Source organism: Calothrix sp. FACHB-168, assembly GCF_963889195.1.
GTDB classification, from domain to species: Bacteria; Cyanobacteriota; Cyanobacteriia; order Cyanobacteriales; family Nostocaceae; genus Aulosira; species Aulosira anomala_A.
This window is the reverse complement of sequence record NZ_CAWPNJ010000018.1, coordinates 55,626-82,135: the sequence shown is the minus strand read 5'-3', so window position 1 is coordinate 82,135 and position 26,510 is coordinate 55,626. Positions and strand designations below refer to the sequence as shown.

Below are 26,510 nucleotides of genomic sequence, written 5' to 3'. Positions count from 1 at the left end.
TAGGGAGTAAATTAACTTTTGGGAAATTTATCACATAATATTCCGGATCGAATTTCCGGGAGATTTTAACTTATTTGGTGACTATAACGATTTTCGAGTGATGATGAAGTGGGTAAAGTGACTGTAAATATACTACCTTCCCCTAAACGCGATCGCACAGTCACATTTCCACCCATACTTTCTACCAAGGTTTTGACTATCGATAATCCCAACCCAGTACCACCTGTAGCGCGGTTACGGGTTTCATCAACGCGATAAAATCTCTCAAAAATCCGCGATTGATGTTTAAGCGGTATTCCATAACCTTCGTCACAAACTTGAATCACCGCCGCATCTTCTTGCTGATATAATTTCACAATGACTGGGGTATCAGCTTCAGAATATTTGACAGCATTATCAATTAAATTTAAAAATACTTGTTTGAGGCGATTATAATCTGCTTTCACCTCAATTGTTTGATGTGTAGCTTCAATGATAATTTCGCGATCGCTAAATTTCTGTGCCATCCCCACAACTTCTACAACTAAATCATTCAGTACGCAAGGATTTAAAGAAAAATGTAAATAACCGCTATCTGCTCTAGCTAAATCTAACAAGTCTTGTAACAGGCGAATTGTATGTTCTGCTTCTGTTGCAGCAGTTTCTAAGGCTTCTATTTGCGTAGTTGTTAAATTATTTTTTCGTCTTAATACGCTTTGTAAATAACCATGAACTATTGTTAATGGCGTGCGTAACTCGTGGGAAACATTACTGACAAATTGTCGCTCTTGCTCCCAAGCTAGGGAGAGACGCGATAATAACATATTAAAAGTTTGCGCTAGTTCTTTAACTTCGCTAGGTGCGCGATCGATAGATAATTGTGCTTCTGATAAATCCGCCGCCGAAATTACTTCTGTCATTTGGCTTAACTGACGTAGTGGCTGAAGAGAACGCTGAATATAAAATGCGATCGCCACAGAAATTACTAAAATAACTAAACTACTAGCAATTCCTAAACTTTGCACCATTGCCAAATACATCTTCTGTTCGCGAGTAACATCTTGTACCACAAATAATTTACCCAATACATTACCCTTCACTGGTAAGGAACCACCGCACAAAACAAAATAGCGTTGTTTCACTTGGGTGACTTGTGGTTTTACAGACATCTCCGTCAACGACATTAATTCCGATGCTGCTGTATCCGATAACTGATTCCAATTTTGCGATTTAGCGATAATTTTATTTTCTGAGCCTTTCACCCAAATAAATATGTCGTTATTCGTTAAACTATCGACAGATTTTTGTAACCCTTGCTCAGGAGGCATCATTTCGCTATAAATTTTTACATCACGGGGTAGGCGATCGGCAATTCTTTCAATATTATATTTATGGCTATTAATTAAAATTTGCTGCATTTTCAAACTAGTCCAAATAGCCAGACTTCCTAATCCCAAGGTTGAGAATGCAGCAATACCAATCGTTAAGCGTACCCTTAATGAACCCGGATCAATTACTTGCCTAAATTTTTGAATTTGATTCACTTTGTTATTTGCGTATTTGGTGGTAAACAGGTTTTATTCACAAAATCACATTGATAAATATAAGGTTCTTGCCAACTCAGAGAAATTTCTAATAAATCTCTAGTTCCAGTCAAACCTTGCCCAATAAATAGTAATAGAGCAAAGCAATTTAAGATTGTATGGGCAATCCGCCAGCGATGGGATCTATCTTGATAAATATCTTGAACAACGGCAACAGAAAAAATCATCAGTAAAGCTGCCGTAATCCCAATATAATAATGCGACCAATACCACTCATTTGTCCGGCGGAAAACACCATCTTGACAACCAAGAATTACTAAATTTGCACCAGTTAAAGTCGCAAAAACTCCCCGCCATAATCGCTGCTTGGCTCGAAATAGTAAGATAAAAAATGCAATAGTAGCAGCAAAAATTAAGCCAATCAATACAACTTGACTAGTTGCAGTAACCCACAATTGATGCTTAATAATATTTTTACCAATTGCATAAGCTAAACCAATTAAAGTTACACCAACAACTGTACTAGCCAGCCAATCACCTAACTGTTTATGTTCCGGCCCCACCAGTGGTGGTATTTTGCTTTTAGCCTTCGCCAAAGTTTGTAAACGGCGTTGGCGCGTTTGCCATGCTAGATTGACAACATTACCCAAAAGTGGGAAGAAAATAACAACCGCGATCGCTGGATGAATCAGCGCCAAAAAATCAGCTAATTGCATATAATACCTATTTACAGAACATCCACAATCTTTAAGTAGTTAGTAATGAAAACTAAACACACTAACTCATACCGCTACTTTCAATATAGCCGCCTAAGAGAAATCAAAAGTGTTGATTATTTTGCGCTCACACTTTTTAAAAAACTATTTTTACTAATTGAATCGAGCTTTAACTACTAGCTAAAGGAGCATAACCAAAAGTAGCATTAAATTTGCGACACCAGATTGCTACTGATTTAAATTCAGCTAAATTCACTGTTTCCGGTACAGCATAACGTTGAGTACCGCTAATTTTTTGTAATCGCGCAACACTCACATAATCCTTTTCTTTAATCCCCGATTGTGGTGGTGCATCAGAACGATGCAAAATCACATATAAATCTGGGCCTTTATCAGTTTTAAAATCTCCATCGAACTCTAAATAACGTTTTCCTTGTTCGCTAATAACTTGTACCCTTCCTTGCGTCGGATGTTCCCCAGCTTTAAAAGCTCCCGCTCCTCCACCAGAACTAGCTATAGTTGATTTAGGGGTTGTTGGGGTTTCGGTTTGCTTAGTATTAGTCTCATTCGCACAACCTACGCTGATAACAGCAATCATACTCACAATAGCTAAATGCTTAAATTTCATAATTTCATCTCTGTAAATTCTGCTTTAATAACAATGTAAAGCTTTGCACTAGGAACAAAATTAATTTAAGCTGAGAATTTATTAAAAATTTAGGCTCTCTATTCTTAGGTTAATTTCAAAATTCCCTTAGCTACTATAGAAACTCAATCAGAGCATCCCAATTTTGCCACAATATGGGCTAGGGATGCTCCTCGTGAGATCCTTCTGCTTTCTCTTACCTTGGCGTACTTGGCGTACTTGGCGGTTTATTTAAAAAAGAAATTGCATCTTCATGGGGAATTGTTTATTACTCATAAAACTTATAATTATGATATTCCTAGAAAATTATGCAAAACATCTTCTTCTCTCTGTGTTCTCTGTCTTGAAAAGTTCAGATCGCCGGAAGCCGGCGCTCCGACTTTTCGCTGCGCCTCTGCGGTTGAAAACTCATTCATTTTCGAGAATGCCATTTAGTAAACTCTTCTATATTTGATATAGTTAAAAAATCAATAGTTTGAAACTGCCTATCAATAGCTGGAAGACTACATATTTTAGCACCAATAGTTAAGTAAGCCTGCATAATATTGGGAATAGAAACATTACATAATTCAGGACAATTTTGTGATATTTCTAGGGAATATTCTGGATTAGGATAAACAAGAATCTGGGGATGCATCCAATTATTACATTGAAAATAATGATAAGCACAAACAGCTTCCCAAGGATTTTGTGTCAGTAAAGATGCACAGCCAAAAAAATATTTACTTTGACTGTAAATTAAATAATTTGCTAGTCCTTCCCAAAGTAATAAAAGTGCTTGAATATTGCGATATTCTTTAGCTATACATGCACGCCCAACCTCTACAGACATTTGCAGAATACTCTCTGGAATACTACTCAAATTAAAAATATCCGCAGCATCAAAACCCAATCCTTGAGAAGCCATTTTATAAGTTTGCATCCGATAAGTACCGATAGTTTTACCAGTCACTTGGGAAATCAGCAGCAAATGATGGCAAACTTCATCAAACCTATCTCGATCCATTTGGTTAATATTAGAATTAGAGAAACCTAAACCTAATTCTAGATTAAACACTTCAAAGCGTAACCGATATATTGATTCTAATTCTGCTTCAGTCGTAGCTAGTTTTAAAATATATTTTTTGTTTTGAAGTACAGGGAAATCTTTTAAGGCTAACGCAGAATTCCGTTGATTATCAGTGTTGGGACAAGAAATTTCCATCTGTCTGATTACTGGAAATGGGAAAATACTTTACTATAATTGAGTATCTGCGGAGATAGTGAATTTGAGAAAATTATCGATACCAAATACCCAAATTCTCAAAGAATTCGGGTGTCTTACATCTCACGAATAATTGAGAAATGTTATAGTTTTTGATGTTTGAAATATGCGAATCTTGGATTATTGTCCAGAAACATCTGGATATATAGGAATTTAGAGAAATTGTCTTTTAACTGATGGTAGACTGACGAACTGATTTTAAGTAGCCGATTTGACAATTTCTCCTTATTTTCAAACAACTAAATAATTTAACGTGTGAGGAATGGGTGTTATTATTATGAGCATAATTGCCTCAAAAATCTGGCAATAAGATACAGAATTTTTTTCTTGGGGAATTTATAAGCCTAGTTATATCCATAAATTGAGCAAGCCTACAAATTTCTCTGTAGACTTGCTGTTTTGACAAGTTAATTTTTACCAATTCTCGAAGATTCAGCGAAAACTCATAACCTAAAAACTTACCTTCTCTGCGAATCTCGTAATTACGAATTGATATTACATTATCGCTTGGGAAAGTCAAGAAACGCAGATCCCAAAAAAGATGAACTTACTGATGAATTTACTATTAATTGCGGTGATTATTACTGTAGCGAACCCTCGTACCTGCCCACAACAATTTTTCGCGTAGTGTCTGGTAGTAGGAGTTGTTTTCCCGCAAAATAATAAATTTGGCTCGACAATCAGCCATTCGCACATCAACGCGGTGTCCTGGCCAAATTGAAGTAGCTAAAACGCCATCTGTCCACAGCTTGGTACTTAAATCGTAATCCCCCAAAGGCCAAACGCTGACCACAGAACCAGGAGGTAAAACTAGGGGACGATTGGAAAGACTCATAGGACAGATGGGAGTGATGGTAACTGCTTCCATACCATCGTGCATAATTGGGCCGTTAGCAGAAACGGTGTAACCAGTAGAACCAGTGGGAGTGGAAACAATTAAACCATCGCCAACATATTGATCGACAATTTCCCCGTCAATTTCCATTTCTAAAATTGAGGTGATCATGCGATCGGCGGAGGCTGGCTTAATACAGAATTCATTCAAAGCCAAATAGCGATCGCTTACTGGTTCTAAATGCGATCCTTGACCTTCAAACACTGCTGCTTGTAACATCATCCGCCGTTGAATTGCATAGCGGTCTTCAAACAGCCGATCCCAAACTTTCTCTGTATCTTGAAATTCTTCCACTGACTCGGTTAAGAACCCCAGATGACCTCCCACATTCACTCCCAGAATGGGGATGCCAGCTGGAGCTAAATGTCTGGCACCGGTTAAAACCGTACCGTCACCGCCGAGTACCAATGCCAGATCGATTGGTTGACCCACCGAAGCCAAAAACACCGGATAAGGGTTATCTTTTGGGCCGCTAGGCCCCATCAACACCTGACATTGGCGATTTTCTAGTTGTTTAGCACAGACTTCTGCCCAGCGTTTACTCTGGGCATCTCGCGCTTTATAAGCAATGATTACCTGCTTTAGTTGCACGCACAATTACCACTTGAGGAGATTAAACTGCTCCATATCGACGGTATCGCGGTTGCGATAAATGGCAAGCACGATCGCTAAACCTACCGCCGCTTCGGCTGCGGCCACGGTAATCACAAATACGGTGAAAACCTGACCCTTAATTAATGTTGAGTCAAGAAAGTTGGAAAATGCCATTAAATTCAAATTAACAGCATTTAGTAGTAACTCAATTGACATCAGCACGCGCACAGCGTTGCGACTAGTAATTAAACCATAGATGCCAATACAAAATAAAGCGGCTGCGAGTAACAAAAAGTACTGGAGTTCCATGAATCTTTTGAGTTTTTATTCAGAATTGAGTTGTGAGTTGGGGTTAGCTAATTATTCGCGCCGAGAACCGCCACGATAGACAGGATTTTCACCAGATTCATTACCAATGTTACCGATTGCTGCCATTTCTCTAGGACGTTCTGGCAAAGTTAACACTGTTTGTGGCAGTTCGGAACTAGTTGGTTCTGGTAAGTATTCGCGACGCGCCAAAATAATCGCTCCCACCATTGCCATCAACAACAAAACGGAAGCCAATTCAAAAGGTAGGAGAAAATCGCTAAAGAAATGCTCCCCAATTAAGACTATGGAACTTTCAATAGTTACCGGAGCGGTTGCATAAGCCCAAGGAGTTGCTAAGATCATTGTGCTTAAAAGCGCAAATAATCCCACACTCACCACAGCTGTAAATATTTTCCGCAGCCCAGCACTAGGAAAGGGTGCAAAATTCTGCCGCTTGTTCACCAACATGATCGCAAACAAAATCAGCACGTTAACTGCACCAACATAAATCAGTATTTGTGCTGCGGCGACAAAATCACCGTTGAGTAACAGGTACATGCCAGCGATGCTGATGAATACGCCACCAAGCAAAAAGGCAGAATAGACGATGCTCGAAGACAACACCACGCCTAAAGCTGCCCCAATCATCATCACAGCCAGTATACCAAAGGAAACAACCTGTACTCCTTCTGCTAGATTCACTGTTTTTCGTCCTCAATTCAGTTGTCAAGAGTCAAGGGTCAATAGTCAATAGTCAATAGTCAATAGTTATGTTTTAACTATGGACTATTAACTGGGGACTTTTGACATTTATTTTTCTGCTTTTTCTACCAAGTCTTGGGGAAGTGCGCCAGCACGGGGAGCATCAGCAGGTAGATCGTGGGGTTCCATTACGCCTTTAGGCAGGTAAACTAGTTCGCGTAATGGTGTCACCATTGGGTCATTGGTTACCTTGTAGGGTAAGCGTCCCAAGGCGACGTTGTCATAGTTCAATTCATGGCGATCGTAGGTGGAAAGCTCGTAATCTTCTGTCATAGACAGACAGTTAGTTGGGCAATATTCCACACAGTTACCGCAGAAGATACAAACTCCAAAGTCAATACTGTAGTGATTGAGCTTTTTCTTTTTGCTGGCTTTGTCAAATTCCCAATCAACAACAGGTAAGTTGATGGGACATACGCGCACGCAAACTTCACAAGCGATACATTTATCAAACTCAAAGTGAATTCTGCCGCGAAAACGTTCGCCAGGAATCAATTTTTCGTAGGGATATTGGACAGTAATCGGCCGCCGCCGCATGTGGTCGAAGGTGACAGATAAGCCTTGACCGATATAACGACCAGCTTGCACTGCTTCTTTGGCGTAATCGCCAACTTGTTTGAGGAACTTTAGCATCGTGTTTTACTCTCTCTGGAATTTTGGATTTTGGATTTCCGATTTTGGATTGGATTTCAATCTAAAATCCAAAATCTGTCTTGGAAAGTTTGCTCAAGTCGGGGAACCCGCCCACGCAACTTTCCGCAAAATCTAAAATTGGTTAACCACCGAAGGCTACGGGAAAAGCTAGTTTCAGGGCTGCGGTTAATAGGAGATTAACCAAACCAACTGGTAGTAAGAATTTCCATCCTAAATCTAACAATTGGTCAATCCGTACCCGTGGTACTGTCCAGCGCAACAGGATGGCGACGAATACTAGCAAGTAGGCTTTGAGTACGGTCATAATGATACCCAAAGAAGCAGTTACTACCTGCAAGACTGGGTTGGCTTCGCTGACTCCTACCCAATTAGCGATCGCACTAATGGGAATGGGGAAATCCCAACCGCCCAGGTATAAAATAGCAACTAGTAAGCTAGAAAGAATTAAGTTAACGTAGGAACCCAGGTAGAATAAACCGAATTTCATGCCGGCATATTCGGTTTGATAACCTGCAACTAGTTCTTCTTCCGCTTCTGGTAAGTCGAAGGGTAAGCGTTCGCATTCCGCTAGAGCTGCAATCCAGAAAATCAGAAATCCAACTGGTTGACGCCAAATGTTCCAGCCTAAGATACCGTAGCCAGATTGTTGGTTAACAATATCAACAGTGCTGAGGCTATTAGACATCATCGCGATCGCGAGTACGCTCAACGCCAAGGGAATTTCATAACTAATTGATTGCGCTGCTGCCCGTAAGCCCCCTAAGAGGGAGTATTTATTATTTGATGCATAACCAGCCATCAACAAGCCAATTGGTTGAATGCTAGACAGGGCAATCCACAAAAATACCCCCATCCCCACATTCGTAATTACGATATTCTGCCCAAAGGGCACAATCAGAAAAGACAGAAACACCGGAATTACAACAATAATTGGCCCCAGGGTAAATAACCAGGGGTCAGATTGGGCTGGGACGATATCTTCTTTAAATACCAGCTTGATACCATCGGCAACCGGCACCAGTAAGCCAAAAGGCCCCATGTATTCCGGGCCAATTCGCTGTTGGGCGGCGGCGGAAATTTTCCGCTCTAACCATGTTGCTACTAATACCCCTACTGTGGCTCCAATGAGCATCAGTATCATTGGCAGAGGCATCCAAATAGCTTTGGCTGCGTCTGGTGGTAGTCCTAAATCCGTCAGGGATTTAATAAAAGTTCCTTGGAGGTCAATTCCTGAGTTCATGTTTCCGCTCTTTAAGTCATCTTGTGATGGCGAGTTACAAAATATTAGTTAAATTAATATCTGTAAGTTCACCCATTAATATCTCTACCGAGACGACGCCTGATTGAATTTTGATTGCTATTTCCCATGCCTAGTATACCGTTGGATGGTTTTAGCCCCTCGCAAATCAACTACAAGTTCTACTTATAGCAATGATTGGGATTCACGCAGCTAACCCCCTAATATCGTTGCCGCAGGACAAAGTTACCGTTTCCATTGTGGCAACGGTTTCTGCTTTCTTCAATGTTTTTGATTCCCTTGGCTCGAAAGCTGCTATAATAAGCAGTCCATCTGCTCATTAGCGTTGGTCAATCGGAGTATAAGCAACTTCGTGACGACCGTTATAAACCTGAGTCGGACGGAAAATGCGGTTTTCTTCTAGCTGTTCTTTCCAATGAGCTAGCCAACCAGCAACACGAGCGATCGCAAAAATTGGTGTAAACAAGTCTGTGGGAATTCCCATTTTTCTGTACACCAAACCGGAGTAAAAGTCAACGTTAGGATAAATTCCTTTGTGACCTAGCTTTTCTGCTACTACCCGTTCCATCTCTTGGGCAATTTCATAGTACTTGTCTTCGCCAAATTTGGAAAACAACTGCTCTGCCAAGTTTTGCAAAATTGTGGCTCTGGGGTCTTTTACCTTATAGACGCGATGCCCAAAACCCATAATCTTGGCTTTACGTTGCAGCAAGTCTTCTACATAGGGACGGACATTTGCCACCGAGCCAATTTCTTCCAACATTTGAATAACTTCTTCATTGGCTCCACCATGCAACGGCCCGCCTAAGGTACCCACTGCACTAGCAACTACAGCATAGGGGTCTGTGAGGGTCGAAGCTGTTACCCTGGCGCTAAAGGTAGAAGCATTCATTGTATGCTCGACATGCAGTATCAAGCAGACATCAAAAATACGGGCTGCTAACTCATCGGGTTCTTTCTCGTTGAGCATGTAGAGAAAGTTAGCCGAGTAGTCTAAGTCATCCCTTGGCCGTACCGGGTCGTTACCCTTGCGCATTAACTGAAAGGCCGCCACCATTGTGGGAATGGTTGCTATCAAGCGAACAACTGCATCCCGAATGTAGACGGGATTATGTAAATCTCGGCGCGAGTAAAACAAGCCTAAGGCTGCTGCTGAGGCTTGTAGCGCATCCATTGGGTGACCGCTTTCTGGAAAACATTTCATCATATCCCGGATGCGATATTTAATCCGCCTGTGGAGACGAACTTCATCCTCGAATGCTTTCAATTCTTCCTTGCTGGGCAGTTCACCCCAGATTAAAAGATAAGCAGTTTCCAAAAATGTACTTTTTGCTGCTAGTTCCTCAATCCGAATACCACGATATTCTAGTATTCCCTTCTGCCCGTCAACATAACTGATACTGGATTGGGCAGCCGGAATGCCTTCCAAACCGGGCTTATATTCGCACACCGACATGGCAACACCATCTGCTTTGTGAAAGATTTGCTCAGGCTAACTTACCAGAAATCGTTATTGCAATAACAGTGACAGTTATAACCTTAAGTCTTTTCATAACCGTTAGAAAACCGTTATAGCAAGTACTTGGGTGGTGTCAACCAATACATCTGACTACGACCCAAAGGAGAACCTATTTCTGGTAGTTTTATCCCGATCATACCTGCTTTTTTCAAGACTAAACTGGCTTTGGCTTCTCCCCAAAGAAGAATTTCCGCCCATTCGCTTAAACAAGGCTCATGTCCAACCAGGGCAATTTGGGTATTTTGGGGATAATTTCTCGGTTCTAGCCAGTCTTTAAGCCAATTATGAATATTTCCCTCAGGTGCAAGGTGATGAGATTCTTCCAGATCCTCGCTTAGTCCTGCTTGAATGAGTATTTCTGCGGTTTGCTGCGCCCTAGCTAAGGGACTTGTCAGGATTAAATCAAAGTGTAAATCTAGCTTAACTAGTCTTTGAGCTACTTTTTCTGTTTTTTGTCTGCCTTCTTTCGTGAGTACTCGCTCCTCATCTTTAATGCTAGGGGTTCTCTCTTCGGCTATCCCATGACGAATTAAATATAATTCCACAACTTTGACCTAAATTCTTGGTCAGTGGTCATTTGTCTGGTTAACAATTGACAACTGTACGGGCGGGTTCATAGATATCCTCACGGATTCATGACGATCTCGCATAAACCCGCCCCTACTGACAACTAACTATTCTGACTGAATCGGGTTGTCTTTAGGATTAACTAACTTCAAGAGCTTTTGCTTGATTTGAGTATCGAATACTTCCCATTTCATTTTTGCATAAGCAGAGTTTTCGTTGCCGCCAGACAAGAAACCCATCGGAATTTCAAATCCGCCTGCGCCTGTGCGTCCTCCACCAAAAAAGCGCCCGTTATTATCTTGTCCGAACGCTTCTTTAATGAATTCATCAGGATCTAGGGTAAGTTTGGTGGTTCTTAAGGAGCCAATCACTACTTCTAGTTCGTCATCCTCATCGTGAACAATACCGTAAACTACAGCCGTATGGACGTTTTCTTCTGTCACAAGGAAATCCGCCGCTTGAGGAATAGCATCGCGGTCATCATAACGAATGTAACCCACACCAGCAATAGAAAAGTTATTTTGGACGATGCGATTTTTGAGCGCGCGCTCAATCACATCCATTACCCGCTTGGAGCGATTCGCTTGTAAAATAGCGTTCAGCAGTTGGGCATCGTAAAATCGACTGAGATACGCAGCAGCCATAAAGTCCTCTTCTTGTGCTTGCATCAGTCGATTTGTATCCGATCGCAAGCCATGCATCAAGGCAGTAGCACACTTGACATGCTGGTTAATGCTGCTATCTAAGGTGAGTAACCCTGCTTGCAGGTACTGGGTAAAAATCGTTGCCGTGGCGCGCACATAAGGACGGACATCGACAAATTCTGACTTGAGATCCGATTGGATGCTGTGATGATCGATCACGGCAACTAGGGGTACACCTGCTTGCTGTATTGCCGATAATAGCTGACTTGTGGTTCCTTGGTTATCAATTAAGATGAAGCCTTGGTAAGATGACAAGTCTTTACCTTTAATGGTTTGTAATGTCCAGCGCTGGGCAGGTAAATTAGTCAGCTTGACTAAAGCAATGTTCTCTTGGTGGCTTAAGGTACCAGCATAGATGATTTCACATTTGATATCATACTGCTGGGCAATTAGCTGGTATGCCCAGGCGCAAGATAGGGCATCTGGATCGGGAAAATCTTGCAGAATTATGAGTTGACGCTCGTGGCGGTGCGCTAGTAGTGTCTTTTGCAGTTCTTCTGACTTCTGAGACACCAAGGAATTACCACGCTGAACTAGATACATACCTCCTTCACTTGTTGATGGCGGTACGGAGGTTTTGCTAACTGGGACTTCCACTATCGGGACTGCGTCTATTTCAGCATCCTCTTGGTTCGGCTCTGTGGTCAATGACAAACTCTCAAACTGCATCAAAGATGGATTCAATTGCATATGGAAGGTTTTTGTAAGCGTGAGGCTCCATTGTTTAGTTAAGAAATATTAAAATCAGTGTTGCACTGATCGGGCCACACATTACGATCTTCGCAAAAATAGCGAATGGTGGCACTATATATCTCGGTCTATTTTTTATCAATGAAAATAGTCAGCATTTACCAAATTCCACCAGTGTATTCAAATCGGTTTTGGTAACTAGTGTACTTAGTATTTCCTAATACAGGTTAAATTAAGAGATTTTTTTCATCTTTGGGTTTTTTCTTTTTTATAAAGAAAATAATGCGGGATTGCTTCGGTTAACTGGACTAATTTTTGACCTTTACACAGCACAACAATTGTGAATCTAGAGGCTGGCTTTGAGGCAGCGTTATTACACAATTATGCTACCAATCGGATCGTGTCGATCTAGTTTTCACATTTTGAGACTGATGTTCTTTCAGCAGGCTTTTAACTTCATATTTCACAGGCAATAGATTGTTAGTCAAATTTCATCGCTGATAGTTTTATACTAGTGAATCCTCAACCATTAACAATTATTTTTATTGTTAACTAAAAATGTCATTTTCTTAACTAAATTAAGATTATTGCTAATTTAGCATCTATACATGCAAATTGGTGAAAAAAGGTGTACAATAAGGGGCTGGCAATTCAAGGTAGCCGCCGAATGACTTAGCAGCAATGTCTGTACCTAAGCCAAAGCGTAGCCACCAGATGTAATTGCTGCATTGCCTGGGCTTGTGAATTTAGACGCCAAATCCAGCACTAGCATCGTTTAGCCATGAGCTATCACTAGTCATTTGGGTTTACCAATGACTAATTTTTAGTCACCCAAGAAAAATGACCAGTATTAGACAAACATTAATTGATTCAGTTGCCTCAAAGACCTATAACATATTTTTTCCACTCTTTATGTAAGCCACTTTTCAGGTGTTTACTCACCTCAAAATAAAGGCTGCTGTAAGGTTGGCGAGGCGGATGACGTAAAAGCATGTGTGCTTCGTGGGGTGTGCGACTTCCTTTTTTGACATTACAACGCACGCAGGCTGTAACCATGTTTTCCCAACTATCACCACCGCCACGCGATCGCGGCATGACATGATCTAAAGTCAATTCATCGCCAGTGTAACCGCAGTACTGACAGGTGTGTCCGTCACGGTGCAAGATATTTCGGCGAGTTAAGGGAATTTCTTTATAGGGAACGCGCACATAATGTCGCAACCGGATTACAGTTGGCAATGGGAAATCCGAGTATAAGAATTTACCGTTATGTTCGACCCGTTCTGCCTTGCCTTTAATTAACAAAACCGCAGCACGACGCCAACTCGTGATATTGAGCGGTTCATAAGAGGCGTTTAGGACTAAAACCTTACCCATTGGTAAACGCTCAAGGTATTAGTTTTACATATATTAACACATATATACCCTAGTTGGGGGATGAGAATAAATTATACTTTCGCCATAATTTACCAACTCTATCTTCTGTTGATGGTAAGAATTTTATCTAATGCTTTACAAGTAACCTAAATGGGGGAATTATTTTCTAGAAATCTGAGGATGCTTGCCTCTAGAGAATGTTTTACTTAGTAACAAAAAATACTTAAAATTAAATTTTTACCCAAAAACAGCATAGAAAAATCTACTTTTAGCAATATATCTTGAGAAAAAGTACAAATTAACTATGTAGGAATCTTGTGAGAATTCCCAAATCGAATGTAAACTGCCAGATTAATCTGATGCCATTGTTGGTAATGGAATAGGTAGATTGTCTAGCAGCCAAATTATTGGTGTGATAGGAGTGAAGGAAAATGTTAAGTAGCAAGCAAATTTCTGGGATCGTTTCCGGGCAAGATTGTGATAGTTATGCTTGGTTCTCGCAACGCGCTTGGATAGAAATTGACTTAGCAGCTTTGTCTCATAATGTCAGACAGTTAGTTGGGTTACTCTCAGCGCGCACTCAACTGATGGCGGTAGTCAAAGCCGACGCCTATGGACATGGAGCGGTAGCGGTGGCGCAAACAGCCTTAGAATCAGGAGCTAGCTGGTTAGGTGTAGCGACAATTCCCGAAGGTATTCAACTAAGAGAAGCGGGTATTCAAGCACCAATTTTAATTTTAGGGGCAACCCACACAGCAGAACAAATTCAGGCGATCGCTCATTGGCAATTACAACCCACAGTTTGCAGTCCTAAACAAGCTTTGGTATTTTCTAACACCTTAGAAGCGATGAACGAGCGTTCACCCTTAGCGGTACATATCAAATTAGATACAGGTATGTCCAGGTTAGGAACTAATTGGCAACAAGCGGGGGAATTTGTCAAATTAGTGCAAAGCTTACCGCATTTGCAGATTGCTAGTATTTACTCTCATTTGGCGACAGCTGATAGCCCTGATACTACGGTAATGGAAGAACAGCATAGACGATTTGAGGAAGCGATCGCCCAAATTCAAGCAATGGGGATAAAAACACCATGCTTACACTTAGCTAATTCTGCCGCCACCTTAGCAGATTCCGCCTTACATTACGACATTGTGCGTGTCGGATTAGCAGTTTACGGACTTTATCCATCACCACATTTACAACCAACAATTAAGCTCAAACCTGTGTTACAAGTTAAAGCCCGTGTCACCCAGGTAAAAACAATAGCAAATGGAACTGGTGTTAGTTACGGACATCACTTTATCGCTCCTCAAGAACTCCGGCTAGCAGTTGTTGGGATTGGTTATGCTGATGGCGTTCCCCGTCATCTCTCCAACAATATGCAAGTGATTATTCGCGGTCAGCGAGTGCCGCAAATTGGCACAATTACAATGGATCAGTTGATGGTGGATGTAACTGCCATAGAAGATATCCAAGAAGGAGAAATAGTTACCTTACTAGGGGAACAAGGCAAAGAAAAAATTTCTGCTGACGAATGGGCAGAGAAAGTAAATACTATTTCTTGGGAAATTCTTTGTGGTTTCAAGCATCGATTACCTAGAATGGCGATGATGTAGCCGTAAAGCATGAGGATGTCCGTAGTTAAGAGTCAATAGTCTACAGTCATTAGACTATTGACCATTAATAATTTGTCTGTTACAATCAATAACTGATGCGGATGTGGCGGAATTGGCAGACGCGCTAGATTTAGGTTCTAGTTCCGAGAGGAGTGAAGGTTCAAGTCCTTTCATCCGCACTTATAATTAAAAAGACAGCCCCAAGTAGAAATTTTCATCACCTGATGTGAAAATTAATATTAAGTATGGGGCTTTATGTCATAGAGTAGTTGTCATCGGGGTGCGCATCATAAAATCTCATACCAATTTCCTAAAAATGCCACAGAAGCATTTTTTGGCTTGGGGTTTCCCTGGCTATGACAACAATCTATATCACAGCAATCATTAGATTACTATTAGTATCAAAAGCTGATTTTGATTGCTATCGTTAGCAGACTGCTGTTAATGATAGTAGATTAAGAGCAGGAGTAATTTACATCACATTTAAGTAAACATACCGAATGTGATGTCAATAGCGATCTGAATTCACGTCCAGTTTTTTCAGTAATAATGCTGATACTCCTAAGTAACTTCTATTTTGGGAGGTAGTAATATTACTTTCAAAAGTTTACAAAAGGCTACTAAAATGCGATCGACTTCATCTAGTCTTTAAATTTGATTTAATCTTTATCCAAGCATGTCTGATAATCTCAGTATAAGTAAGTAAATTGACAATAACTTCATAATTGACTAAGACTTTATAATCTGAAAACAAAGCTACGGTTAACTTTATTTACAAACGAGGATAAATATTTATGTATGTTATGCTACATGGCACTAAGATTGTTTTGCTTGGTGGGGATTGTATCGAAATTCCTGTACAAGTTTAGTCTACAAGTATTGAATTTAGCTGAAGTAAAAGCACAATGAGTACAACTCCTATAGGTAGCTACAAGTTGTTCCAGAAATTACATCCATTATCCCTGTTGGCACAACTCACAAGTCGGCGTGCTACAGGATGCTTAAAGGTATATACAGAGACGACTTCTTGGTCGATATATTTAGAGGACGGTAAACTAACTTATGCCTCTAATTCAGATAAAGTGTTTGAAAGGCTGGATAACCACTTACGGCGTTTGAGTCAGCAAATTCCTACACTCAACAGCGCTGCGAGAGTGCAAATGCGGCTGATGTTTGAAACAAATAATGAAAATCAGTCCACATCAAATGCTGATTATCATGCTATATGTTGGCTAGCTGCTCAGGATTATATTAACCCTATGCAAGCAGCAGATTTAATTGAAGAATTGGCAAAAGAAGTATTGGAGTCATTCCTAGCTTTAAAAGAAGGAAGCTATGAATTTAATTCAGAAATTACTCTAGATGGCTTACCTAAGTTTTGTAATTTAGATTTGCGGGTAATTGTGGAACACTGTCAAAAACAGTTGAGAAATCGTCAATTACCAATCCAATCACCCCTACCTGCGGCGGGGAGTACTTTAAATCCACCGACAAACAAGCTATCTCAAACTCCATTAGCAAAACCTAGTTCTAAACCCACAAATTTTTCTCAGACTGGGGATAAAAATCATACATTCTCCCAAAAACATGCTGGTAAAGGCATGTATACAATAGCTTGTATTGATGATAGCCAGACTGTTTTGAACTCGATTAAACATTTTTTAGATGAAGAAACCTTTCATGTAGTCTTAATTAACGATCCAGTCAAAGCTTTAATGCAAATTCTTCGGAGTAAACCAGATTTAATTTTACTCGACATTGAAATGCCAAATTTAGATGGCTATGAACTGTGTTCTTTATTGCGCCGACATTCGCAATTTAAGGACACGCCGATTATTATGGTGACGGGGAAAACAGGCTTTATTGATAGAGCTAAGGCAAAAATGGTGAGGTCTTCTGGTTATTTAACCAAACCATTTACACAATCAGATTTGCTAAAAATGGTCTTTAAACATATCAATTAATTTTCTCATAGATAGTTAATTTACACTAACTATCTATCAAATAAATCAGGAAATAATGATAATTATTCGGAGATTTAGCAATGAGTTTGACTTTGATTAGCACAATTCTAATTGTTGAAGATTCCCCCAGCGAATTGCAATTAATGAGTTATTTTCTGACAGAAAGTGGCTACAATGTGATCCCAACTACAGAGGCAAAACAGGCTTTAGAGCAAGCTGTGTTACAACAGCCGGATGTCATTGTCACTGATGTAGTCATGCCAGGAATGAGTGGCTTTGAATTATGTCGGTATTTAAAAAAACATCCAGTGACAAAGAACGTACCCATTGTAATTTGTAGTTCTAAAAATCAAGAAATCGATCGTTTGTGGGCAATGAAGCAAGGTGCTAATGCCTACCTCACCAAACCATACACCAGGGATCAACTTATACGTGCTATTAAATCAGTAGCAATTAATCCATGAATAGTTCAAAGAATACTTTAAATGCACAGTCTAGTCCACAAAATTTAGGAGATGGCTATATTAAGTTTCAACTTAATCAACAGACTGCTGCTATTTTATCAATGAGGCATACCCAAGAAGCGATTATTGTACCTGTTGAGTCTGTGACTTCAATGCCAAATATGCCTGCTTGCATCGTCGGCTTAATGAATTGGCGGAGTCGCATAATTTGGATAGTAGATTTGCCAAGAATGCTCAATTTAGAATCTTTAAGCAGTAGGCTGCGGCAATATAATGTAATCGTTGTGCGAGTAGAATCAATGCTGTTGGGCTTAGTTGTACAAGAGATAAAAGGTACAGCTAAGTTTTTGTCCGATGAGATTTGTTCTCCTCTAGGACAAGTTGCATCTAGTTTAGTACCTTATCTTAATGGATGTATTATTCAACAATCTGAGACCTTACTGGTATTAGATGCACAAGCTATTGTGCATTCTTCTATTCTCCGCAGTGATTAGGGTGTACTAGTAATTCACAAATAATAGTGTTCTTATTCACATATTTAGGAGAATTAATATATGTTTCATAAAACTGACACTGCTAAGGGTAATGATGGGCAAAATCGCCCATCATTGATGACATCCCAAAGAGTATTTGAACCAACAATTAAACAATCAATAAAGCCTATTCATTCACCTTACAATTCCTCTCCCTTGAACCAGGTAATCGGTTATTTTCAAAGACTTAGTTTAAATACTAAAACGACAGTATTGGCGATCGCCATTGGGACTTTACCGACATTGGTAATTGGCGCGATCGCTTATAGTTTTGCTAATCACTCAATTAATCAGCAGATTACCCAGTCTCAACAAGCGGAAACGTTGAGCTTGCTAGATAAAGTCAACCGTTATGTGTTGGCGAGATATGGGGATATTCAAGTACTGGCGAATCTCCCATCTTTAACAAATCCGCAAGTAAGAGCAATTATTACTACTCAAGGTAAGCAAGAGATTTTAGACCGCATTATCAAAGCTGATAAAGCTTATGATAGTATTGCGATTTTTGACACGGAAGGTAACGTCATTGCCCAATCTACAGGCGCACCTTTAGAAAATCACAAAAATCGTCAGTATTTTCAAGATGCGCTCAAACAAAATACGGTGATTATTAGTCAGCCAGAAAAGTCAGAAACTACTGGTTTAGTAAGCATTCATATCGCTGCACCTTTGAAAGATGTAGTCAGTGGGGAATATATTGGCGTGATTAGAGCCAGAATGCCAGTAAGTTCTATAGAAGAGATTATTAAAAATTATGCTAGTAAAGGACATGATTATAATTTAGTCGATCCAGCAGGCAAAATTTTTATAGCTACACAAAATAATCAAGAAGGTAGAGAAGCTAAAGCGGATTTTCCGGGGTTGAGCCAACTGAAAGAAAAGAATAAAATTGGTAATTTTGTTACAGTTAACAATCTGAACCGCAAACAGCAATTTGTCAGCTATGTACCCTCAAGGACAATTGACGGTTTACCTGATTTAAAATGGGGAGCGATTATTGCGACAGATACAGATATTACATTTGCGCCCCAAAGACAATTATTGTTGACGATCGCCTTAGGTACAGCTTTAACCGCAGTCATTGTCGCAGCGATCGCGGCTTGGCTAGCAAAACGCGCTACCCAGCCCATTTTGATTGCAGCTGAAGCAGTGAGCAAACTCGGTGACGGTCAACTCAATACTCGTTTAGAGGTGGACAGAACAGACGAGTTAGGCATTCTCGGTGTCAATATTAACAGAATGGCAGAGCAATTACAAGTACTGCTAGGAGAAAAAGAGCAAGAAGCCCTGAGAATCAAATTTATTGCAGATATCACCCTAGAAATTCGCAAAAAGCTGCTAACTGAAGATATTTACAGCACAGCAGTCAACGCAGTGCGCCCAGCCTTAAAAACAGACCGGGTAATTGTTTATCAGCTCAATCCAGGGACTTGGGATGGGGTAGTGGTGGCAGAATCTGTAGCTGATGGCTGGCCGAAAATGCTCGGCGCGCGGATTGACGATCCCTGTTTTCGCGAACGCCATGTAGAACTGTATCAACAAGGCAAAGTTAGAGCGATCGCTAACATTTATCAAGAGCCGCATCTCAATAATGCTAATTGTTACATTCAAAACCTCGAAAAATACGCGGTTCAAGGCAATTTGATCGCCCCCATTATCAGCCAAAATCAACTCTTTGGTCTGTTAATTGCCCATCATTGTGAAAGTCCGCGATTGTGGCAACCAACAGATATTGATTTATTTAAACAAACAGCCATCCAAATTGGCTATGCTCTAGAACAAGCTAGGCTCTTAGAAGAATTAGAACAAGCTAAATCTGCTGCCCAACAAGATACTCAAGAAGAACGCCAACAAAAAGAAGCGCTACAAACCCAACTGTTAGAATTACTGAGTAATGTTGAAGGTGCTGCTAGTGGCGATCTCACAGTGCGCGCAGACGTAACAGCAGGAGAAATTGGCACTGTAGCCGACTTTTTCAACTCCATTGTCGAAAGTCTCCGGGATATTGTCACCCAAGTGCAAAATGCAGCTTCTCAAGTGAATACGGCGATTGGCTCCAATGAAGCAGCCATTCGTCAGCTAGCAGACGAAGCAATGAGTCAAGCGGCGGAAATAAACCGCACCTTGGATGCGGTGGATCAAATGACTCATTCCATCCAAGCGGTAGCGAAAAATGCCCAGCAAGCGGCAGTAATTGCCAATCAAGCTGCCCAAACTGCTACCAAGAGCGGACAAGCAATGGATTTGACAGTACAAAACATTCTCTCTTTACGAGAAACTGTTGGAGAAACTGCCAAGAAGGTGAAACGTTTAGGAGAATCTTCTCAGCAAATTTCCCGTGTAGTGTCCTTGATTAATCAAATCGCCGTCCAAACTAACTTGTTAGCAATTAATGCGGGAATTGAAGCTGCACGGGCTGGGGAAGAAGGACAAGGTTTTGCCGTAGTGGCTGAAGAAGTAGGCGAATTAGCAGTTAGAAGCGCTGCTGCTACCCAAGAAATTGAACAAATTGTTGAGAACATCCAACGGGAAACCAGCGATGTAGTCCAAGCAATGGAAATTGGTACTACCCAGGTAGTTGAAGGTACGCGAATTGTTGAAGATGCTAAACGCAGTCTCAATCAAATTTTGGATGTATCGCGGCAAATTGACAATCTGGTACAGTCAATCTCAGTAGCGACTACATCGCAAGTCGAAACTTCCCACACGGTTAGCAATTTAATGAAAGCAATTGTGGCTGTCTCACAACGGACTAGCGATTCATCGCGCTTAGTTTCCGAATCTTTGCAACAAACTGTGGAAATTTCCCAAGAGTTGCAACAGACTGTGGGTACATTTAAGGTCAGTTAAGTAATTGTCAACAGTCTCCAGTTTCATGACTAATGACCCTTGACATTGACCAATGATTAATGACTAATGACTATTGACTAAAAAATTTATGTCACAGGACAAAGAACTGGAAATCCAGATGCAATTTCTGGAAGAAGCAATTGATTATCTCAATACCTTAGAAGGGGTATTGTTAGAAATTGATACCAGTAATCGCATCGATTCCGAAAAAATCAACGGGGCACTCCGAGCAGCACATTCAATTAAAGGTGGTGCGGGGATGATGGGATTCCGGACGTTGAGCGATTTAGCCCACCGTCTAGAAGATTCCTTTAAGGTCTTAAAAACCCGCAAAAATTCCTTAGAAATTGATACTCAGTTACAAAGTTTACTGTTATCTGGAGTGGACTGGTTGCGGCAAATAGTAGAATTGCTGTCTGAAGGCAGTACTATTGAAGACCAGTGGCTAGAAACTTTTTGTTACCCAGTATTTGATGAACTGCATCAGCGTTTGGGTGACCCGGTACCGGAAGATGTCACAACCATGCTCTCGCCGGAGGACGGGCAAGATATTATACCGTTGCTGTTTGAAACCGAGGTAGAAGGTTGTTTACAGCGTTTAGAAGCGGTATTGGCAGATGCAGGACAGCCTTGTTTGCAGGAAGAAGTTGCAATTATGGCGGCTGAATTGGGCGGTTTGGGGGAAATGCTACAATTACCAGCTTTTACCGAGCTGTGTGCATCTGTAACCCAGTATTTAGAAACAGCACCACCCCAACAAGTACCAGACATTGCTCAGTTAGCCTTACAAGCATGGCGGCGATCGCAAGCTTTGGTACTGACAAATCAACTAGATAGTCTGCCAACAGCGATTTATCTGGGAGATTTGGTGAATTTGGATCTGTCATCCTTCCCCGCAGCAGAATTGCTTCCGGCGGAGACAGCTGCAACCAATTTGTTTGCACCAGAAATTTTCACCGAAGAAACAGAGGAACTAGAGAACCTAGAAGAAGCGATCGCATTCACCCATTTTGCGACTGTGGATGTAGAATTCGCCGAGCCAATTGCCGAGCCTGTTAAACTCGCAGAAACTAGTATAGTCGCTGCTAGAGAAATGTCTCTCGCCGATTATAAATTGGTGGAGCGCAAAGGCGAACCTATTGGTAATGGCAAAGAACGGGAAATTCATGAAAATACAGTCAGGGTTCCCAGTAGCCAATTAGAGCAAATCAATGATTTATTTGGGGAATTGATCGTTCAGCGCAATGGATTGAATTTACAGCTAGAAAGATTACGGAAACTCGTCCGCAATCTCAGCCAGCGCGTCCAAAGTCTGGATCGGGAAAATCAGGAACTGCGTGCGGCTTACGATAGAATTGCTACTCAATCTGTAGGTGTATCTAGCGTTCTGTCTTTTAGCGAGGAACAACCCCATTCTCCAGACATGGATACAAGTTTTGATGTCTTGGAAATGGATCGCTATAACGAGTTAAACCTGCTATCGCAGGAAGTCATGGAAACTATTGTTCAGGTACAAGAAGTTACCACTGACGTACAACTGAGCGTTGATGATACCGATCACATTGCACGGAAGTTAAATAAAACATCAAAGCAGCTGCAAACCAAGTTAACTCAGGTACGGATGCGTCCGTTATCAGATTTGGTAGAACGCTTTCCCCGTGCTTTACGAGACTTGAATGTAGAGTATGGCAAAAATGTGCAGCTGAAAATTGATGGTGGTAACACCTTAATTGAACGCAGCATCTTAGAGGCTTTAAACGAACCATTAATGCATCTGTTGCGCAATGCTTTCGATCACGGAATTGAAGATCCTGCTACTCGCCACAACATAGGTAAACCAGAGCAAGGTTTAATTGAAATTAAAGCTACTCACAGACGCGATCGCACAGTGATTACAATCCGCGATGATGGTAGAGGTATTTCTTTAGAGAAAATCCGCGATCGCGCTTTAGGTATGGGGTTAGATGCTTCTTTATTGGCTAGCGCTAGCGATGAAGAATTGTTATCACTCATCTTTGAACCAGGGTTTACCACCTCCGACCAAGTAACCACTTTATCAGGTCGTGGCGTGGGTATGGATGTAGTGCGTAATAATCTCAAATCCGTGCGGGGAGATATTAAAGTTGATACTGAGTTAGGAGTCGGTACTACCTTTACTTTATCAGTACCATTTACCTTGTCGGTGGCTAGAGTGCTGTTAGTAGAAAGCAATCGAATGCTCTTAGCCTTTCCTACAGATGTGGTGGCGGAAATATTTTTACACCAAACTGAACAGGTATTTGCGATCGCGGGTAACGAATTTATCAGTTGGCAAAATAATATGTTGCCATTTATTCGCCTGGGTAACTACCTAGAGTTTAATGGCCCCCGTTACGATAATCCAGAATTAGAAACTCCCCCGGCGATTAATGCCAGCAGTATTTTAATAGTTAAAAGCAACAATCAATTTGTTGCGCTGCAAATTGACCGTTGTTGGGGTGAGCAAGAAGTTGCGATCCGTCAAGTAGAAGGTAACATACCTTTACCCGAAGGCTTTAGCAACTGTACTATTCTCGGTGATGGTCGAGTAGTAGTACTAGTAAATACCAATGAATTACTCTATAAAATTTCTAGCAATCAGCAAAATTCCCGCAACAATCAATTACCATCAACTCGCTTAAAAACAGCATTCCTCTTCCCCCAAGAAGAAAAACAATTAGTCACGAATTCCCATCAGAAAAATACGATTTTAATCGTCGATGATTCGATTAATGTCCGGCGATTCTTAGCTTTAACTTTAGAAAAAGGAGGCTATCAGGTAGAACAAGCAAAAGATGGTCAAGATGCTTTAGAAAAGCTGCAAAGCGGACTACAAGTACAAGCAGTAATTTGTGATATTGAAATGCCTCGTCTTGATGGTTATGGCTTTTTAGGTCGGGTAAAATCCCTCGATGAGATGAAAAATATTCCCGTAGCCATGTTAACTTCTCGGAGTAGCGATAAACATCGCAAGCTGGCAATTCAATTAGGGGCACGTGCTTACTTCTCTAAACCTTATAATGAGCAAGATTTACTGCGTACCCTACAAGAAATTATTGGTTCTGCTAATGGTAGCGTCACATCTCATAATTAAATTCAAAATTTAGTCATGAGCGAATTTTCTTTACCATGTTTAGCTTTGATACCAAATGGTAATATGTACTATTTTGTGTTCCATATTTCCCAGGTAAAATCTCCAATATTATCTCCAAATTTGGTCTCAATTGTGGATTAATTTGTGCAAATGTTGATTGACAATTAGCAAATGCCAACATTTTAATTAAATCAATTATTCAGCAGCAATAACAGTATTTTCTCTAATAGATATAAGACTATTTTTATACTGTTATCAGGGAAAGCAGATAGCGATCGCTTACGGTAAATTTATCCATCCGCTCTATAAAACTTACTCAAAACTACCCAAATCTAGACTTAACTGGACAACAGTAGTTTTGATGTTTACTTCCTGATTCAACGTAGTCTCAAGATGACTCTTGAGAGGTTTGTCTACTCCACAGGCTGAAACGGTAGAGCTTACCGCCACATCTGTTGCTTTTGGAATAAAGATTCCATCAAACCAACGCTCTAGATTTTTTGATGCGTTTAAATCTCTGTCTTCGGTGTGACCACATTCTGGGCAGACATAAACGCGATTTTTTAACGGCATCTTATGACGATGCTGACTACAGTTAGAGCAAATCTGAGAACTAGGGAACATCCTATCTACTAAGGTTAATTTGCTAGAGAATTTCTCAGTCTTGTACTCTAATTGACGCTTGAATTCATACATACCACAATCAGCAATAGCACCTGCCAATTTATGATTTTTCAAAAATGCTTTGATTGACAAATCCTCTATTTTTATCTCGCTGTGGTTTTTAGCTAAATAGTGAGTCAATTTGTGGATCGCATCTTGGCGAATATTGCTGACTGTGGCGTGTATTCTACCTAGTTTCTTAACAGCTTTGGTTCTGTTTTTAGAGCCTTTTACCTTGCGGCTAACACTACGCTGTAAACGCTTCATGCGTCTATTCATACGTTTGTAAGCTTTGGGATTTTTAAACACCTTGCCTGTGCTGGTTACAGCTAATTCTTTGATACCAATATCAACGCCTACAATCGGTCTATTAGTCGCAACAGATGGTTTTTCAATCTCATATTTGATGGCAATAAACCATCTATTAGCTTGGCGTGAAATGACACAATTATGAATGAGTGTACATGGTAATGGTTCGGCTAAATGCACCCAACCTATAGATGGTAATTTAACGCGCTTACCATCATTTTTGATCAATGGTTTAGCCTTGGTTCCCGCCTCTAAATAAAAGGAATCGTGTTGACCTTTCTTTTTAAATTTTGGTGGTTTTGATACCTTTTTAAAACACCTATCCCAAGCTTGTCGTAAATCCGCTAACGCTTTTTGTGGAACATTTTTATTAACTTCGTAATACCAATCATGCTGTGATTTCACCTCTGCAACTAATCTTTTATGTAAATCAATTGCTGATGGAATTTTTACAGCTTTGTCAGTTTCGCGCTGTTTCAAAACCTCCATAATTGCAGCATTTGCCCAATTATAAGCATGACGCGCCACACCACAAGCTTTTTTAAATGCTGTTTGTTGCTGATTATTTGGTATCAATGCCGTTTTAAAACTGAGTAACATTGCTCGACCTTCAATGCGGGTTATAATATCTAGTATATCAGATATCTTGCTCTTTATATATGCCGAAAATCAAATTCCAGCCTAAGAATAAAGTGGCTTTTGATAAAGCTCCTGTACAGTTCAAAGTTCTGCCAGGTGTGAGGGAGAAATTAAAAACCGTTCCAGACTGGCAGGAACGGTTGAGAGAATATGTTGATCAGTTAATTCAAGATATGGACAATTAGGAAGCTTTGTCTATATTTGGTTAGAATTTATTTAACAGTTTCTACCCCCAAAATTGAGCGTGCAGCATTTTCTATGAATGAAGCACGCTTAAAAGAAACATCTTAGTTGTCACTTATCCATAGCACACCAGATTGGTTCTGTTTCAAATGATTCACCCTTGGTAAGATCATAGCAAGATGAGAATTATATACCAACTAAATTGGTAAAGCTATGCCAAGAAAAGAACAAGGATGGGTAACATTTCAAACCTCAGAAGAGGAACGTAAAATACTAGAAGAGTTCTGTAATCAGTCTCAAAGGACTAAAACAGAAATTCTGCGGGAGTTGGTACGTGGGTTGAGTCATCACCCTTCTCCAGCTGTACCCGCACCAGTCGCCAAATCTGTTTATACGCCTGAGGTAGAAATTACTAGTATCAAAAAACCTTTAAAAGTTAGTTCGCGCAATATTTTAAAAGGAGTTGTCAAACGGGTAATTACAGGAGCAGTAAATACAGAAGTGACTTTAGAGATTGTTCACAAAGTTGAGCTAACTTCGATGATCACCAGAGTATCAGCAGAAGAGTTGGATTTAAAGGAAGGAACAGAAGCTTACGCAGTCATTAAATCCAACGATATCGTCATTGCTAGAGAATAAAAAACGATTTTTCGGCATTTTTTACTGTATTTGACGGTTTAGTAGGTTACGGCGCAA

At 40.5% G+C, this 26,510-nt stretch carries 22 protein-coding genes and 1 tRNA gene; 9 read left to right on the top strand and 14 right to left on the bottom strand.

Annotated features, from left to right (window positions below; translation table 11 throughout):
• Positions 1 to 65: 65 nt before the first annotated feature.
• The 13 genes from AACW45_RS10405 to AACW45_RS10345 form a co-directional block, all read right to left on the bottom strand.
• Positions 66 to 1,523, bottom strand: a complete 1,458-nt coding sequence (locus AACW45_RS10405; RefSeq protein ID WP_190632909.1) for a sensor histidine kinase — start codon at positions 1,521 to 1,523, stop codon at positions 66 to 68.
• Positions 1,520 to 2,239 carry a DUF4079 domain-containing protein gene (locus tag AACW45_RS10400; protein ID WP_190632908.1) on the bottom strand — a complete coding sequence of 240 codons (720 nt, stop codon included), beginning with the start codon at positions 2,237 to 2,239 and terminating at the stop codon, positions 1,520 to 1,522. Before AACW45_RS10400 ends, AACW45_RS10405 begins: the two co-directional genes overlap by 4 nt.
• Positions 2,240 to 2,408: 169 nt before the next feature.
• On the bottom strand, positions 2,409 to 2,867 hold the full coding sequence (locus AACW45_RS10395; protein ID WP_190632907.1) for a DM13 domain-containing protein: 459 nt from the start codon (positions 2,865 to 2,867) through the stop codon (positions 2,409 to 2,411).
• A 430-nt stretch (positions 2,868 to 3,297) separates the two neighbouring features.
• Positions 3,298 to 4,089: a GNAT family N-acetyltransferase gene (locus AACW45_RS10390; protein WP_190632906.1), complete on the bottom strand. Its 792-nt coding sequence runs from the start codon at positions 4,087 to 4,089 to the stop codon at positions 3,298 to 3,300.
• A gap of 625 nt (positions 4,090 to 4,714) precedes the next feature.
• Positions 4,715 to 5,635: an NAD(+) kinase gene (locus tag AACW45_RS10385; protein ID WP_190540449.1), complete on the bottom strand. Its 921-nt coding sequence runs from the start codon at positions 5,633 to 5,635 to the stop codon at positions 4,715 to 4,717.
• A 6-nt stretch (positions 5,636 to 5,641) separates the two neighbouring features.
• Positions 5,642 to 5,947 carry an NADH-quinone oxidoreductase subunit NuoK gene (nuoK, locus tag AACW45_RS10380; RefSeq protein WP_096645689.1) on the bottom strand — a complete coding sequence of 102 codons (306 nt, stop codon included), beginning with the start codon at positions 5,945 to 5,947 and terminating at the stop codon, positions 5,642 to 5,644.
• 51 nt (positions 5,948 to 5,998) lie between these two features.
• Entirely contained in the window at positions 5,999 to 6,649 is a 651-nt protein-coding gene (locus AACW45_RS10375) for an NADH-quinone oxidoreductase subunit J (protein ID WP_190632905.1), read from the bottom strand.
• Between the two features lie 108 nt (positions 6,650 to 6,757).
• A complete protein-coding gene (ndhI, locus tag AACW45_RS10370) occupies positions 6,758 to 7,342 on the bottom strand; it encodes an NAD(P)H-quinone oxidoreductase subunit I (RefSeq protein ID WP_096645691.1) in 585 nt (194 codons plus the stop codon).
• A gap of 142 nt (positions 7,343 to 7,484) precedes the next feature.
• Positions 7,485 to 8,603, bottom strand: coding sequence for an NADH-quinone oxidoreductase subunit NuoH (gene nuoH / locus AACW45_RS10365; protein WP_190632904.1), 1,119 nt, complete (start codon positions 8,601 to 8,603; stop codon positions 7,485 to 7,487).
• Between the two features lie 337 nt (positions 8,604 to 8,940).
• Positions 8,941 to 10,077 (bottom strand): citrate synthase, encoded by a 1,137-nt coding sequence (locus tag AACW45_RS10360; RefSeq protein ID WP_190632903.1) that lies wholly within the window; start codon positions 10,075 to 10,077, stop codon positions 8,941 to 8,943.
• A 113-nt stretch (positions 10,078 to 10,190) separates the two neighbouring features.
• Complete coding sequence (sixA, locus tag AACW45_RS10355; RefSeq protein WP_190632902.1) at positions 10,191 to 10,685, bottom strand: phosphohistidine phosphatase SixA; 495 nt, start codon at positions 10,683 to 10,685, stop codon at positions 10,191 to 10,193.
• A 129-nt stretch (positions 10,686 to 10,814) separates the two neighbouring features.
• Complete coding sequence (locus tag AACW45_RS10350; RefSeq protein ID WP_096645697.1) at positions 10,815 to 12,101, bottom strand: DHH family phosphoesterase; 1,287 nt, start codon at positions 12,099 to 12,101, stop codon at positions 10,815 to 10,817.
• An 879-nt stretch (positions 12,102 to 12,980) separates the two neighbouring features.
• Positions 12,981 to 13,478 (bottom strand): HNH endonuclease, encoded by a 498-nt coding sequence (locus AACW45_RS10345; protein WP_096645698.1) that lies wholly within the window; start codon positions 13,476 to 13,478, stop codon positions 12,981 to 12,983.
• Positions 13,479 to 13,909: 431 nt separating this feature from the next.
• Here AACW45_RS10345 and alr point away from each other — a divergent pair, with 431 nt between their 5' ends.
• The 7 genes from alr (at position 13,910) to AACW45_RS10310 (ending at position 24,020) form a co-directional block, all read left to right on the top strand.
• On the top strand, positions 13,910 to 15,097 hold the full coding sequence (gene alr, locus AACW45_RS10340; protein ID WP_190632901.1) for an alanine racemase: 1,188 nt from the start codon (positions 13,910 to 13,912) through the stop codon (positions 15,095 to 15,097).
• A 97-nt stretch (positions 15,098 to 15,194) separates the two neighbouring features.
• Positions 15,195 to 15,276, top strand: a tRNA-Leu gene (locus tag AACW45_RS10335).
• Positions 15,277 to 16,002: 726 nt separating this feature from the next.
• A complete protein-coding gene (locus AACW45_RS10330) occupies positions 16,003 to 17,061 on the top strand; it encodes a response regulator (protein WP_190632900.1) in 1,059 nt (352 codons plus the stop codon).
• Positions 17,062 to 17,141: 80 nt separating this feature from the next.
• Complete coding sequence (locus AACW45_RS10325) at positions 17,142 to 17,525, top strand: response regulator (protein ID WP_096645701.1); 384 nt, start codon at positions 17,142 to 17,144, stop codon at positions 17,523 to 17,525.
• The gene (locus tag AACW45_RS10320) at positions 17,522 to 18,019 is read left to right on the top strand and encodes a chemotaxis protein CheW (RefSeq protein ID WP_190632899.1); all 498 of its coding nucleotides are present in this window, start codon (positions 17,522 to 17,524) and stop codon (positions 18,017 to 18,019) included. The genes AACW45_RS10325 and AACW45_RS10320 overlap by 4 nt, the downstream gene beginning before the upstream one ends.
• A gap of 60 nt (positions 18,020 to 18,079) precedes the next feature.
• A complete protein-coding gene (locus AACW45_RS10315; protein WP_190632898.1) occupies positions 18,080 to 20,908 on the top strand; it encodes a methyl-accepting chemotaxis protein in 2,829 nt (942 codons plus the stop codon).
• Positions 20,909 to 20,996: 88 nt separating this feature from the next.
• On the top strand, positions 20,997 to 24,020 hold the full coding sequence (locus AACW45_RS10310; RefSeq protein WP_190632973.1) for a hybrid sensor histidine kinase/response regulator: 3,024 nt from the start codon (positions 20,997 to 20,999) through the stop codon (positions 24,018 to 24,020).
• Between the two features lie 312 nt (positions 24,021 to 24,332).
• Here AACW45_RS10310 and AACW45_RS10305 read toward each other — a convergent pair whose 3' ends face one another.
• A complete protein-coding gene (locus tag AACW45_RS10305) occupies positions 24,333 to 25,592 on the bottom strand; it encodes an RNA-guided endonuclease InsQ/TnpB family protein (protein ID WP_190632897.1) in 1,260 nt (419 codons plus the stop codon).
• A gap of 59 nt (positions 25,593 to 25,651) precedes the next feature.
• Here AACW45_RS10305 and AACW45_RS10300 point away from each other — a divergent pair, with 59 nt between their 5' ends.
• Together AACW45_RS10300 and AACW45_RS10295 are read left to right on the top strand one after the other, a co-directional pair.
• A complete protein-coding gene (locus AACW45_RS10300) occupies positions 25,652 to 25,816 on the top strand; it encodes a hypothetical protein (RefSeq protein ID WP_190632896.1) in 165 nt (54 codons plus the stop codon).
• A 211-nt stretch (positions 25,817 to 26,027) separates the two neighbouring features.
• Positions 26,028 to 26,453, top strand: a complete 426-nt coding sequence (locus tag AACW45_RS10295) for a TOBE domain-containing protein (RefSeq protein ID WP_190632895.1) — start codon at positions 26,028 to 26,030, stop codon at positions 26,451 to 26,453.
• Positions 26,454 to 26,510 lie beyond the last annotated feature (57 nt).